11 protein-coding genes and 1 tRNA gene are annotated in these 13,592 nt (G+C 68.3%); 5 read left to right on the forward strand and 7 right to left on the reverse strand.

The window, feature by feature from the left end:
* Nucleotides 1-77 precede the first annotated feature (77 nt).
* Nucleotides 78-167, reverse strand: a tRNA-Ser gene (locus tag I9P22_RS00590).
* 137 nt (nt 168-304) lie between these two features.
* Here I9P22_RS00590 and I9P22_RS00595 point away from each other — a divergent pair.
* From I9P22_RS00595 to I9P22_RS00605, 3 genes are read left to right on the forward strand one after another with little or no spacing between them, the layout of a single operon-like run.
* Complete coding sequence (locus tag I9P22_RS00595) at nt 305-1,411, forward strand: NUDIX domain-containing protein (RefSeq protein WP_199257485.1); 1,107 nt, start codon at nt 305-307, stop codon at nt 1,409-1,411.
* A gap of 33 nt (nt 1,412-1,444) precedes the next feature.
* Entirely contained in the window at nt 1,445-2,476 is a 1,032-nt protein-coding gene (locus I9P22_RS00600; RefSeq protein WP_199257486.1) for a cysteine synthase A, read from the forward strand.
* Between the two features lie 8 nt (nt 2,477-2,484).
* Complete coding sequence (locus I9P22_RS00605; RefSeq protein ID WP_233253107.1) at nt 2,485-4,956, forward strand: DUF3772 domain-containing protein; 2,472 nt, start codon at nt 2,485-2,487, stop codon at nt 4,954-4,956.
* 34 nt (nt 4,957-4,990) lie between these two features.
* On the opposite strand, the gene I9P22_RS00610 is transcribed toward I9P22_RS00605, so the two are convergent.
* The 4 genes from I9P22_RS00610 to I9P22_RS00625 form a co-directional block, all read right to left on the reverse strand.
* Nucleotides 4,991-6,061 (reverse strand): AI-2E family transporter, encoded by a 1,071-nt coding sequence (locus I9P22_RS00610; RefSeq protein ID WP_199257487.1) that lies wholly within the window; start codon nt 6,059-6,061, stop codon nt 4,991-4,993.
* Nucleotides 6,062-6,157: 96 nt separating this feature from the next.
* The gene (gene gyrA, locus I9P22_RS00615; RefSeq protein ID WP_199257488.1) at nt 6,158-8,902 is read right to left on the reverse strand and encodes a DNA gyrase subunit A; all 2,745 of its coding nucleotides are present in this window, start codon (nt 8,900-8,902) and stop codon (nt 6,158-6,160) included.
* A gap of 94 nt (nt 8,903-8,996) precedes the next feature.
* On the reverse strand, nt 8,997-9,491 hold the full coding sequence (locus I9P22_RS00620) for a disulfide bond formation protein B (protein WP_199257489.1): 495 nt from the start codon (nt 9,489-9,491) through the stop codon (nt 8,997-8,999).
* Between the two features lie 53 nt (nt 9,492-9,544).
* Nucleotides 9,545-10,141 carry a DedA family protein gene (locus I9P22_RS00625; protein ID WP_199257490.1) on the reverse strand — a complete coding sequence of 199 codons (597 nt, stop codon included), beginning with the start codon at nt 10,139-10,141 and terminating at the stop codon, nt 9,545-9,547.
* Between the two features lie 141 nt (nt 10,142-10,282).
* On the opposite strand from I9P22_RS00625, the gene ypfJ reads away from it, so the two are divergent.
* Nucleotides 10,283-11,134: a KPN_02809 family neutral zinc metallopeptidase gene (gene ypfJ, locus I9P22_RS00630; RefSeq protein WP_199257491.1), complete on the forward strand. Its 852-nt coding sequence runs from the start codon at nt 10,283-10,285 to the stop codon at nt 11,132-11,134.
* A 102-nt stretch (nt 11,135-11,236) separates the two neighbouring features.
* Here ypfJ and I9P22_RS00635 read toward each other — a convergent pair whose 3' ends face one another.
* On the reverse strand, nt 11,237-11,425 hold the full coding sequence (locus I9P22_RS00635) for a hypothetical protein (RefSeq protein ID WP_199257492.1): 189 nt from the start codon (nt 11,423-11,425) through the stop codon (nt 11,237-11,239).
* A gap of 52 nt (nt 11,426-11,477) precedes the next feature.
* On the opposite strand from I9P22_RS00635, the gene I9P22_RS00640 reads away from it, so the two are divergent.
* Nucleotides 11,478-11,930, forward strand: coding sequence for a type II toxin-antitoxin system RatA family toxin (locus tag I9P22_RS00640; protein ID WP_199257493.1), 453 nt, complete (start codon nt 11,478-11,480; stop codon nt 11,928-11,930).
* A gap of 118 nt (nt 11,931-12,048) precedes the next feature.
* Here I9P22_RS00640 and gdhA read toward each other — a convergent pair whose 3' ends face one another.
* Nucleotides 12,049-13,410 (reverse strand): NADP-specific glutamate dehydrogenase, encoded by a 1,362-nt coding sequence (gene gdhA, locus I9P22_RS00645; protein ID WP_199257494.1) that lies wholly within the window; start codon nt 13,408-13,410, stop codon nt 12,049-12,051.
* Nucleotides 13,411-13,592: the final 182 nt, after the last annotated feature.

Consider the following 13,592-nt stretch of genomic DNA (forward strand, 5'->3'; position numbering starts at 1 on the left):
CCAACCCGCATAACCCCCGAAAACAACGGAAAAATCCGGCTGCAGCCGGATCGGGAGAACGCTTTCGCGAGGGCAAGTGGCGGAGAGGGTGGGATTCGAACCCACGGAACCCGTGAAGGCTCAACGGTTTTCGAGACCGCCCCGTTCGACCACTCCGGCACCTCTCCGCGCTTTCTGGGTGGTGGCGGGGATTTAGACGGGCAGGGGTTGAAGCGCAAGGGCCTTCGCGCGAAAACCGCGAAAATTTTCCTGCGAGGTGGATCATGGCAGCAAGCGCGCAATTCCCGGGGCAGGGGACGCCGGCATGCCCCTGCTGATCGGACCCATCGCGCATCCGCTGATGCGTGCGCAACTCGCCCCGCAGGCCGTCGAGGTCGAGCCGGTCCCCGGCGCGCTGCAGGGCGGCGGGATGGCGGGCATCGCCCCGCAGGGCTGGCCGCGCCTGCTGTCCGGCGACCAGATGCTGCCGGCCTGGCGGACCGACTGGACCCCGGCGCTGCGCCGCTATGCCGAGATCTTCGGCCTGCAGCTGCAGGACCATGGCGGCCGGATGCTGCTGGGCCTGGGCGAGCCCGTCGCGGACGCGCCCGAATGGCAGCCGGCGCTGGCCGCGGCGATGGCGGAATGGCTACTGCGCCTGCCTGCCTCGCGCCCCGCCGGGGATCTGCGCCGGCGCCTGCCGATGATCGCCACCTGGGTCGCCTCGCGCCGGCGCGCCGCCGGCGAGAATCCCGGCCTGCCGCATGTCGGGCCGGTCGGCCTGCCCCGCACCCGCATCGATTCGGTCGAGGAGCCCTATGCCGAATATTTCTCGATGGAGGAGATCCGGCTGAGCCAGCGCCGCAACGACGGCGGCTGGACCCCGCCGCTGCTGCGCGCCGTCTTCGTCTCGGGCGATGCGACGGTGGTGCTGCCCTGGGATCCGGTGCGCGACCGGGTCATGCTGATCGACCAGCTGCGCGCCGGGCCCTTGGCGCGCGGCGATGCCCAGCCCTGGCTTTACGAGACGGTGGCCGGCCGCGTCGATGCCGGCGAGACCCCGGAACAGGCCGCCCGGCGCGAGGCCATCGAGGAGACCGGCATCGCCCTGACGCGGCTGATCCCGGCACCGCACAACTATCCCAGCCCCGGGGCGGTGGCGGAATACCTCTATCTCTATGTCGGCATCGCCGATCTGCCCGACGACAGCGCGGGCCTGGGCGGGCTTGCGACCGAGGACGAGGACATTCGCTCGCACCTGATCCCGCGGGCCGAGCTGACGCGGATGGCGCTGGCGGGCGAGATCCGCAACGGCCCGCTGCTGAACCTGGCGCTGTGGCTGGAACTGCGCCATGACCAGATCCGCCGCGAACTGGGGCAGGGGACAGAGACCGCCCCGGTGGGGTTGCCGCCAGCGACCGGCGGCGTGTAAACCGGGCGGGAACATCCCGCGAAAGGCCACGCCATGCGCATCTGCCCCGATCTTGCCTCTGCCATCGGAAACACCCCCCTGATCCGCCTGCGCCGGGCTTCGGAAGAGACCGGCTGCGAGATCCTGGGCAAGGCCGAGTTCATGAATCCGGGCCAGTCGGTCAAGGACCGCGCCGCGCTCTACATCATCAAGGACGCGGTGGAACGGGGGGATCTGAAACCCGGCGGCACCATCGTCGAGGGCACCGCCGGCAATACCGGTATCGGCCTGGCGCTGGTCGGCGCCTCGATGGGCTTCCGTTCGGTCATCGTCATCCCCGAGACGCAAAGCCAGGAAAAGAAGGACATGCTGCGGCTGGCCGGCGCCGAGCTGGTCGAGGTGCCCGCGCAGCCCTACAAGAACCCCAACAACTATGTGCGCTATTCCGGCCGCCTGGCCGAGGAACTGGCGCGGACCGAGCCGAACGGCGCCATCTGGGCCAACCAGTTCGACAATGTCGCCAACCGCCAGGCGCATCTGGAAACCACCGGCCCCGAGATCTGGGAGCAGACCGGCGGGCGCGTGGACGGCTTCGTCTGCGCGGTCGGCTCGGGCGGGACGCTGGCGGGGGTCGCCATGGCGCTGCAGCCCAGGGGCGTCAAGATCGGCTTGGCCGATCCGGAGGGCGCGGCGCTTTACAGCTATTATACCGAGGGCGTTTTCGAAAGCCCCGGCTCGTCGATCACCGAGGGCATCGGCCAGGGCCGCATCACTGCCAACCTCGAAGGCTTCAAGCCGGACTTCGCCTATCGCATCCCGGATGCCGAAGCGCTGCCGGTGATCTTCGACCTGCTCGAGCGGGAAGGGCTCTGCCTGGGCGGCTCGTCGGGGGTGAACGTCGCCGGCGCCATCCGCATGGCCAGGGACATGGGCCCCGGTCACACCATCGTGACGGTGCTCTGCGACTATGGCACGCGTTACCAGACCAAGCTTTTCAACCCGGAATTCCTGCGGGCCAAGGGCCTGCCGGTGCCGGAATGGATGGCCCGCAAGCCCGCCGCCCTGCCCGAAGTCTACGAGGACTGAACCGGCCCATGCCTTCTGCCCTGTCCCGGCCCCCGTTTCGGCCCCAAGCCCGCCGCACGCCCTGCCATGCTGCCCTGCTGTCCCGCTTCGCGATGCTGGCCTTCGTGCTGCTGCTGGGACTGGCGCGGCCGGTCCTGGCGCAGGAGCCGCAGGCGCCGGATTACGACGCCTGGAACAAGCTGGCCGAGCAGGCCGAGCAGATCCTGGAATCCGGCTCGGCCAATGACGCGCGGCTGCAGACCATCCGCGACGAGGTGGTGAAATGGCGCGAGCGCTTCAAGGAGGCGCAGGGCGTCAACGCCACCCGCATCGCCACGCTCAAGGACCAGATCGCCGCGCTTGGCCCGGCGCCGGCCGAGGGGCAGACGGAATCCGAGGATATCGCCGCCCGCCGCAAGGAGCTGAACGAGCAGCTTGCGACCCTGCAGGCGCCGGGATTGCAGGCGGTGGAATCGCACGGTCGCGCCGACGGCATCGTCACGCAGATCGACCAGACTCTGCGCGCCCGCCAGACCTTCGCGCTGATCCGCAAGACGCCGTCGCCGCTGAACCCGGCGAACTGGCCGCCGGCCATGGCCGAGGCGGCCCAGGTCGCCGGCCAGGTCTATGCCGAGGCGCGCGACCGCTGGGACAGCACCGGCGGCATGGGCGGCTTCACCGCGCGGCTGCCGGCCATCGCCGGTTTCCTGCTGGTGGCGCTGTTGCTGCTGTCGCGCGGCCGGCACTGGATCGACTCGCTGCCGTCGCGGCTGTCGGCGCGGGCCAGCGAGCGGTCGCGGGCGGCGCTGATCTTCGGCGTTTCTCTGGGCCAGATCGCCATTCCGCTGATCGGGGTGATCCTGTTCGCGGCGGCCCTGGGCGCCACCGACCTGTTCGACGACTGGGGACTGCCGCTGCTGCGCTCGGTGCCGGCGGCGGGCCTGTCCTTCTTCGGCGGCATCTGGCTGGCGCGGCGGCTGTTCCCGGCCGCCGATACTGGGGTCCAGCCACCCCTGCCGATGAGCGAGGAGCGCCGCGCCAAGGCGCAGGTCCGCGCCGCGCTGCTGGCCGCGGCCCTGGCGCTGCACCAGCTTTTCGCCCGCACCATCCTGCCGCTCTCCGGCTTCAACAGCCAGAACGACAGCGACACCGTGCCGGAACGGCTCAGCGAGGCCTCGGCCGGGGTCTGGCACTTCCTGCTGGTCCTGTTCGGCGCCTTCTGCCTGTTCCGGCTTTGCACCGTCCTGCGCGGCCTGCACCCGAGCGGGGATTCCGAGGCGCCGGATTACCGCATCCGCGTGGTGAATTTCCTGGCGATGGCCGGCCGGCTGCTGGCGCTGGCGACGCCGGTGCTGGTGGCGGTGGGCTATGTGACGGCGGGCAACGCGCTGCTTTGGGCCGCGGTGCTGACCCTGGCGCTGGTCGGGCTGCTGATCATCCTGCAGGATTTCATCGCCGATTTCTACGCCATGGCCAAGGGCGGCGACCAGTCGGCGCGGGACGCGCTGATGCCGGTGCTGGTCGGATTCGCGCTGATCCTGCTGTCGCTGCCGCTGTTCGCGCTGATCTGGGGCGCGCGGGCCAGCGACCTGGCCGAGGCCTGGACCAAGGCGCAGCAAGGCTTCGCCTTCGGCGGCGTGCGGCTGTCGCCCATGGCGATCCTGACTTTCCTGATCGTCTTCGCGGTCGGCTATTCGCTGACCAGCTTCGTGCAAGGCGCCTTCCGCAGCTCGATCCTGCCCAAAACCCGGCTGGACGCGGGCGGGCAGAACGCCGTCTCGTCGATGATCGGCTATGTCGGGGTGGCGCTGGCGGCGGTCTTTGCCGTCACCTCGGCGGGGATCGACCTGACCTCGCTGGCCTTCGTCGCCGGGGCGCTGTCGGTCGGCATCGGTTTCGGCATGCAGCAGGTGGTGTCGAACTTCGTCTCGGGCATCATCCTGCTGGTCGAGCGGCCGATCGCGGTCGGCGACTGGATCGAGGTCGGCGGCCAGCAGGGCGTCGTTCGCCGGATGGCGGTGCGCGCCACCCAGATCGAGACCTTCGACCGCACCCAGGTGATCGTCCCGAACTCGAACCTGATCACCCAGCCGGTGACCAACTGGACCCGCGGCAGCCTGACCGGGCGGATCATCGTGCCGGTCACGGTGGGGGTGGCGACCGACAGCCGGCTGGTCAGCGACCTGCTGCGCGAGATCGCCGAGGACCAGCCGACGGTGCTGGTCAACCCGCCCCCGGCGGTGCTGCTGCGCAGCATCACCCCGACCGGCCAGAATTTCGAGCTGCGTGCCATGCTGGCAGACATCAATGGCGGCGTCTCGGTGGTGTCCGAGATCAACCACCAGATCCTGGAACGCTTCGCGGCGGCGGGCATCGTGCTGCCCGGCAGCGTGCGCACTGCCCAGGACATCTTCCTGCACCGGTCCGAGGACGAGGACGAGCCCGCAGAGGAAACCGCGCCCGGGGATGACCCGCCCGCGCCGCCGCCGAACCCGGCCTGAGCCAGGCCCGCGCCGCCCTCCCCCCCCGCCGCGGCTAGCGGCGTAGCCGGCCGGAGGGCTCCTGCTCGGGGATGCCTTCCTGCGACAGCAGGATCGCGACCGGGCGCAGCCAGGGTATCTGGGCGCAGACGATCATCATGGCGACCATGATCGGCACCGCCAGGAAGGTGCCTGCAATGCCCCAGACCGCGCCCCAGAAGGCCAGCGACAGGATGATGCCGAACGAGGACAGCCGCAGCGTCTGGCCCAGCAGCATCGGCTCGAGGATATTGCCGATCACGAAATGCACCGCCGTCGCCATGCCGCCGACGATCAGCGTTCCGGTCGGATCGCCGGTCTGCGCCAGCACCATGGCGACGGCGATGACCGTGGCGACGATCGAGCCCAGGGTCGGGATGAAGTTCAGGATGAAGGTCAGCATGGCGACCGCGCCCGCCAGTTCCAGCCCGGCCAGCCGGAAGATCGCCCAGATCAGCGCGGCGGTGACGGCGCTGATGCCGGTTTTGACTACCAGGTAGCGGTTCACCCGCCGCATGATGACATGTATCGTGCCGAGTGCCTGCCGGGCGCGGCCGGGATCGCCGGTCAGCCGCTCGACCTTCAGCGGGAAGCACAGCCGCTCGCTGAACATGAAGCCGACGAAGGTCAGGATCAGCACCGAGCCCGAGATCAGGTTCGAGGCCTGCGCCGCGGCCGAGCGCAGCCAGCCCGCGACGTCGATGCTGCCCATGAAGGTGCTGAGCGCCTCTTGCGCGCGCGGCCCCCAGCGCTGGCTGAGGTTGGACAGCACCGCCTGCGCTCGGTCGGCATAGGCGATGGCGGTCGAGACCACCTCGTTCACCTGCGCCACAACCGCCGTCGCCGCCCAGAGCAGGCCGATGGCAATGGCGATCAGTGCCAGGGCGGTGGCCAGCCAGTTCGGCACCCTGAGCCGCGCAAAGGCCGAGATCGCGTCGCTGGTCAGCGAGAAGATGATGATGGCGAAAGCCAGGCAGATCAGAATGAAACGGGCCTGGACCAGCAGGAACAGGATCAGGCCGAAGGCGATGACGCCCAGGAAGCCGGTCCGCAGACGCTCGCTCAGCTGCGAGTCATGCCCGTCCAATGTCGTTCCCTCATCTTGGCCCGTACCCCGGGCCGGCTGTCAGCCTGCCCGGCAAGGTGGGACCGGGGCAGGCTGGCGCGCCCGCCCCCCGGGCGTTCATTCCTCGGCCTCATCCTCGCCGTTCTCGGCGATGCGGGCAACGGAAACCACCTCCTCGCCGGGGGCGGTGTTGAAGACCCGCACCCCGCCGGCCGAGCGCGAGCGGAAGCTGATGCCTTCCACCGGCACCCGGATCGACTGGCCGGTCGAGGTCGCCAGCATGATCTGGTCGTCGCCCTCGACCGGGAAGCTGGCCACCAGCGGCCCGCCGCGCATCGCCTTATCCATGGCCATGACGCCCTGGCCGCCGCGACCGCGCAGCGGATAGTCGAAGCTGGAACTGATCTTGCCGGCGCCCTTGGCGGTGATGGTCAGGATCAGCTCCTCGGCCGCCGACATCTCGGCATAGCGTTCCTGCGAGATCGCGGTCTCGGCCACGGCGTCCTCGTCCTCGTCATCCTCGGCGCCGTCATCCAGCGCGCCGGCCACGGCGCGGCGCATCTTCAGATAGGCGGCGCGTTCCTCGGATCCGGCCTCGAAATGCCGGATCACCGACATGCTGACCACCTTGTCGCCGTCGTTCACCAGCCGGATGCCGCGCACCCCGGTCGAATCGCGGCCCTTGAACACCCGCACATCGGTGGTCGGGAAGCGGATCGCCCGGCCGGCGGCGGTGACCAGCATCACGTCGTCGTTTTCGGTCGCCATGCGGGCGCCGATCAGCTCGACCCCCTCGGGCAGTTTCATGGCGATCTTGCCGTTGCGCATGACATTGGCGAAATCCGACAGCGCGTTGCGGCGCACGTCGCCTTCCGAGGTGGCGAAGACCACCTGATAATCGTCCCATTCGCTTTGCGGCGCATCGACCGGCATCAGCGCGGCGATGGAGACGCCGGGCTGGATCGGCAGGATGTTGACGATGGCCTTGCCCTTGGCGGTCCGCCCGCCCAGCGGCAGCCGCCAGGTCTTCATCCGATAGACCATGCCGTCGGTGGTGAAGAACAGAAGCTCGGTATGGGTGTTGGCGACGAACAGGGTCGTGACCACGTCGTCCTCTTTCGTGGCCATGCCGGACAGGCCCTTGCCGCCGCGGCGCTGGCTGCGGAACTCGGCCAGGGCCGTGCGCTTGATATAGCCGCCCGAGGTGATGGTGACGACCATGTCCTCGCGCTCGATCAGGTCCTCGTCGTCCAGATCGCCGGCCCAGTCGGTGATCTCGGTCCGGCGCGGCACCGCGAACAGGGCCTTCACCTCGGTCAGCTCGTTCGAGATGATGCCCATGATCCGCTCGCGCGAGGCGAGGATCGCCAGGAATTCCCGGATCGAATCGGCCAGCGATTTCAGCTCGTCGGTGACTTCCTGCACGCCCAGCTGGGTCAGGCGCTGCAGGCGCAGTTCCAGGATGGCGCGGGCCTGGGTCTCGGACAGGTTGTAGGTGCCGTCCTCGTTCACCGGATGCAGCGGGTCGTCGATCAGCTTGAGATACTCCACGATCTCATGCGCGGGCCAGCGCCGCTCCATCAGCCGCGCCCGCGCCTCGGCGGCGTCGGCCGAGCTGCGGATCGTCGCCACCACCTCGTCCACGTTTGAGACCGCCACGGCCAGGCCACAGAGCACATGCGCTCGCTCGCGCGCCTTGCGCAATTCATAGGCGGTGCGGCGGGCGACGACCTCCTCGCGGAAGGCGATGAAATGGGTCAGGAAGTCGCGCAGCGTCAGCTGCTCGGGCCGGCCGCCGTTCAGCGCCAGCATGTTGGCGCCAAAGCTGGTCTGCATGGGGGTAAAGCGGAACAGCTGGTTCAGCACCACCTCGGCGGTGGCGTCGCGCTTCAGTTCGATCACCACCCGCACGCCGACCCGGTCGGATTCGTCCTGCACATGGGCGATGCCCTCGATGCGCTTTTCCTTGGCCAGTTCGGCGATCTTCTCGATCAGGCTGGCCTTGTTCACCTGATAGGGGATTTCGTCCAGGATGATGGCCTGGCGGCCGGCGCGGGTCTCCTCGATCCGGGTCCTGGCGCGCACGACGATGCTGCCGCGCCCCTCCAGATAGGCCTTGCGCGCGCCCGAGCGGCCCAGGATGATGCCGCCGGTGGGGAAGTCCGGGCCGGGCACGATCTCCAGCAGCCGCTCGGTCGGCAGGTCGGGATTCTCGATCAGCGCCAGGGTGGCGTCCACCACCTCGCCCAGGTTGTGCGGCGGGATGTTGGTCGCCATGCCGACGGCGATGCCGCCGGCGCCGTTGACCAGCATGTTCGGGAAGCGGGCCGGCAGGACGGTCGGCTCGCGGTCCTTGCCGTCGTAATTGTCCTGGAAATCGACGGTGTCCTTGTCGATATCCATCAGCAGATAGGCCGAGGGCTTGTCCATCCGCACCTCGGTATAGCGCATGGCCGCCGGGTTGTCGCCGTCCATGCTGCCGAAGTTGCCCTGGCCGTCCAGCAGCGGCAGCGACATCGAGAAGGGCTGCGCCATCCGCACCAGCGCGTCATAGATCGAGGCGTCGCCATGCGGGTGATACTTACCCATGGTGTCGCCGACCGGGCGGGCCGACTTGCGATAAGGCTTGTCATGGGTGTTGCCGGTCTCGTGCATGGCGAAGAGCACCCGGCGATGCACCGGCTTCAGCCCGTCGCGCAGGTCGGGAATCGCCCGGCTGACGATCACCGACATGGCATAGTCGAGATAGGAGGAACGCATCTCGTGCGAGATGTCGATCACCGGGCCGTCGTGATGCATCACGGCGCGCTCCGATCCGCCGTTCTCGGGGGTATCGTCGTCGTTTTCAGGGATGTCAGCCACGGGGGAAACCTCAAGATCTTGTTGGGCATGGGTCTATCCCATACCCGCCTTGGGTGCAATCTTGACGGGCCTGCGCCGGGCGGGAAATCCGCGCTCAGGCCAGCCCGGTCTCGCGCCGGCGGCCGCGGAGCGAGGCGAGCCACAACGCCGACAGCCCGGCCGACAGGATGGCGTTCCAGCCGGCCATCGAGATGCCGAACAGGCTCCAGGCCACCTCGTCGCAGCGCACCACCGGGGCCTGTTCCAGCGCCGCCATCAGGTCCTGCGTGGACATGGTGGCCAGGCCCGACACGCCGCCCGAGCAATGCTGCGGCCCCTGCCAGATCTGCAGCTCGACCCCGGCGTGGTAGATGGCGAGGCCGGTGGCGCAAAGCGCGGCGATCAGCCCCAGCGCCGCCAGCCAGCGCCGCCAGCCCAGCCACCAGATCAGCCCGCCGATGATCGCGGCGGCCAGGTGCGGCCAGCGTTGCAGGATGCAGAGCTCGCAGGGCGCATAGCCGAGGCTCTGGAAGGTCAGCGCCGCGGCCAGCAGCGCGGCGGAACCGGCGCCGGCGATGACGGCGATATGCTTGCTCGAAAATCCGTTCATGGACTTTCGGTTAGGACCGCGCGCGGCGGCCGGCAAGTGCCAATCGCGTGATCTCAATGCGGCTTCCAGGTGACGACGCGGTAAAGATAGATCGCCACAACGGCGATCACCACCAGCTTGGACAGTGGATCGACCCAATCCGCGACCAGCGCGTAGTTTTCATGCAGCATCAGCCCGGCGAATGTCAGCACCCCGGTCCAGAGCGCGCTGCCGATCACGGTATAAAGCAGGAATTTCCACATCGGCATGCGCGCCAGCCCCGCGGGGACCGAGATCAGGGTGCGGATCGCCGGGATCATGCGGCCGAAGAACACCGCCATGGCGCCGTGGCGCCGAAACCAGTCATGCGCGGCGTCGACATCCGAGGGCGAGAGGGTCAGCAGCCGGCCGTGGCGGGCGGCGAAGCGCTTCAGCCGCTCCTCGCCGAACCAGAGGCCGATATAATACCACATCAGCGTGCCCAGCACCGAGCCCAGCGTGCCCACCAGGATGGTCAGGGTCAGCGACAGGCGGCCGCTGCCTGCCAGGAAACCGGCCAGCGGCATGATCACCTCGGACGGGATGGGCGGGAACAGGTTCTCGGCCACCATCAGCATCAGCACGCCGAGATAGCCCCAGCTTTCGATCGTCGAAACCACCCAGTCGAACATGCCTGCCCCCGTCGTTTGGGGACGTGCTGCGGGCTGGGGCCGGAACTGTCAACCCCGCGTCGGTGTTGCGCCGGACCGGGCTTCGGATAACACTGGCGTCAAGCGACAGGGCCGGCGCGTTTGCCGGCGGGGGAGGTGGCGATGGAATGGCGGGGCAGGCGCGGCAGCAGGAACGTCCAGGACCGGCGCGGCATGGGCCGGGCAGGTGCGGGCGGCATGGGCATCGTCGGCGTGCTGGTGGTGCTGGCGGTGGGCTATTTCTTCGGCATCGACATCTCGCCCCTGATCGGGGCCATCGACGATGGCGGCCAGCAGCAGAGCCAGCCGCGCGAGCTGACCGCCGAGGAGCGGGAGATCGGCCAGTTCGTCTCGGTGGTGCTGGCCGATACCGAGGAGGTCTGGGCAGGCGTGCTGCCCGAGCAGGCTGGGGTCGATTACGCCGATCCGACGCTGGTGATGTTCTCGGGCATCGACAGCTCGGCCTGCGGCACGGCGCAATCGGCCATGGGGCCGTTCTATTGCCCGAACGACCGCACCGTCTACCTGGACACCGACTTCTTCCGCACCATGAGCGGCAAGATGGGCGCGGGCGGCGATTTCGCCTTTGCCTATGTCATCGCGCATGAGGTCGGGCACCATGTCCAGAACCTGCTGGGGATCCTGGGCCAGACCATGCAGGCCCGCCAGCAAAGCGACCAGGTGACGGCGAACCGCATCTCGGTCCTGACCGAGCTGCAGGCCGATTGCTTCGCCGGGGTCTGGGCCAACCATGCCAGCCAGCAGTTCAACAGTATCGACGAGGGCGACATCGACGAGGCGATCAATGCCGCCGCCGCCGTGGGCGACGACACGCTGATGGAAAAGGCCGGCCGCGCGCCGATGCCCGACGCTTTCACCCATGGCTCGGCCGCCGAGCGGCAGGAATGGTTCAAGCGCGGCTTCGCCTCGGGGCAGATGGCGCAATGCGACACGTTCCAGGCGGCGGGGATGTAGGCCGGAAGCGGCGGTGCCGGTGGCGCGGCCGCATGAGTATTTGGGGAACGAAGAAGCCGGGGCGCGGCTGCGGGAGGATTGGGAAACGGTGAAGGGACAGTCTTACGGTCGTGGCAGGTGCAGGCCGCGCGGCCGGTCCATGCTGGCCCAGTCCGGCCAGAGTCCGAAATGTTCGAGCCCCGCCAGCAGCAGGCCAAGCGCTATCACCGCCAGCACCAGCTTGACGGTGCGGGCCTTCGGCGGGTTGCGGGCCCAGCGCGAGGCCCGGATCAGCCAGATGAGGTTGTTCATCGCCCCTTTCCTTTGCTAGTGCTGCCCGAAACGAACGGCCCCGGACGATTCCTTGCCCCAGCACAGCGACAGCCGCATCCTGCCCTATACCGCCGACCAGATGTATGCCCTGGTGGCGGATATTGAAAGCTATCCCGAGTTCCTGCCCTGGAACACCGCCGCCCGCATCCGTTCGCGCCGGGCCGGCGCCTCGGGCAGCGAGGTGGTCGAGGCGGACCTGGTCATCAGCTTCAAGGTCTTCCGCGAGCGTTTCGGCTCGCGCGTGACGCTGTGGCCCGAGACCAGGCGCATCGACACCGAATACCTGGATGGGCCGTTCAAGTATCTGCGCAGCGGCTGGAGCTTCGCGGATCTGCCGGAAGGCGGCTGCAAGGTCGAGTTCTTCGTGGATTTCGAGTTCCGCAACGCCATCCTGGGCAAGGTGATCGGCGTGGTCTTCGGCGAAGCCATGTCGCGCATCGTCCGCGCCTTCGAGGATCGGGCCAAGGCGCTTTACGGGGCCTGACGCGCCGCCGCCCGCCGGATCGCATCATGGTCCGGTGCCGGCGTCGCGTGCCCGGGCGGGGGCGGCGGTCCGGTCCAGGGCCGGCAAGGCGGGCCGGGAGCGCCGGCCCGCGCGGAGCTCAGATCACGCCGAAGGCGCGCATCGGCTCGGCGACGCGGATGAAGCCGGCGATATTGGCGCCGATGACGTAATCGCCCGGCGCGCCGAATTCCTCGGCGGTGCTGTAGCAGCTGTCGTGGATGTCGCGCATGATCTCGGCCAGCTTCGCCTCGGTCTTCTCGAAGCTCCAGCGGTCGCGCGAGGCGTTCTGCTGCATCTCCAGCGCCGAGGTGGCGACGCCGCCGGCATTCGCCGCCTTGCCGGGGCCGAACTTGACGCCGGCCTGCTGGAAGGCGCGGATCGCCTCGGGCGTGCAGGGCATGTTGGCGCCCTCGCCGACCGCCGTGACGCCGTTCTTGACCAGCTTGGCCGCGTCCTTGCCGGTCAGTTCGTTCTGGGTGGCCGAGGGCATGGCCACGTCGCAGGCCACGTCCCAGATCGAGCCCTCGCCGGATTTCACGAAATAGGCGCCGTTGCCTTCGCCCTTCATGCGGACATATTGCGAAATGCGGCCGCGGCGCACTTCCTTGACCTCCTTGAGAAGATCGAGGTCGATCCCGGCTTCGTCCACGATGTAGCCCGAGCTGTCCGAGCAGGCCAGCACCTTGCCGCCGAATTCCTGCACCTTCTCGATGGTGTAGATGGCGACATTGCCCGAGCCCGAGACGACGACGCGCTTGCCGTCGAAATCGGTGCCGCCGGTCTTCAGCATGGCCTGGGTGAAATAGGTATTGCCGTAGCCGGTTGCTTCCTTGCGGGCCAGCGAGCCGCCATAGAACAGCCCCTTGCCGGTCAGCACGCCCGCCTCGTAGCGGTTGGTCAGGCGCTTGTATTGGCCGAACATGTAGCCTATCTCGCGCGCGCCGACGCCGATATCACCGGCCGGCACGTCGGTATATTCGCCGAGGTGGCGGTAAAGCTCGGTCATGAAGCTTTGGCAGAAGCGCATGATCTCGCCGTCCGAGCGGCCCTTGGGATCGAAGTCCGAGCCGCCCTTGCCGCCGCCGATGGGCAGGCCGGTCAGCGCGTTCTTGAAGATCTGCTCGAAGCCCAGGAACTTGATGATCCCGACATTCACCGAGGGATGGAAGCGCAGCCCGCCCTTGTAGGGGCCCATGGCCGAGCTGAACTGCACCCGGAAGCCGCGGTTGATCTGCACCCGGCCCTTGTCGTCGGTCCAGGGCACGCGGAAGATGATCTGGCGCTCGGGCTCGCAGATGCGCTCGATCAGCGCGTCCTCCAGATAGTCCGGGCGCTTGGCGACCACCCGGCCCAGGCTTTCAAGCACTTCGCGCACGGCCTGGTGGAACTCGGGCTCGCCGGCGTTGCGGCGCACCACCTCCTCGTAGATGGGGGCCAGCTTGTCGTCGATCTGCGGCATGTCGCGGAATCCTTCCCTTGGGGTCGGAAGGCTCCTTAGCCCAGGATTCAGGCAGTTTGAATGGCGCGCGCGCGATTTTCGGGCATAATGCCGAAGTTTTCGGCGGATAGCCGCCGCAGTTCCGAAAGAAATGCAGCAATATCAATCAGAAAGAAGATTTTATTCTGCCTGTTGATAGAGCA

Source organism: Paracoccus binzhouensis (assembly GCF_016446475.1).
GTDB classification, from domain to species: Bacteria; Pseudomonadota; Alphaproteobacteria; order Rhodobacterales; family Rhodobacteraceae; genus Paracoccus; species Paracoccus binzhouensis.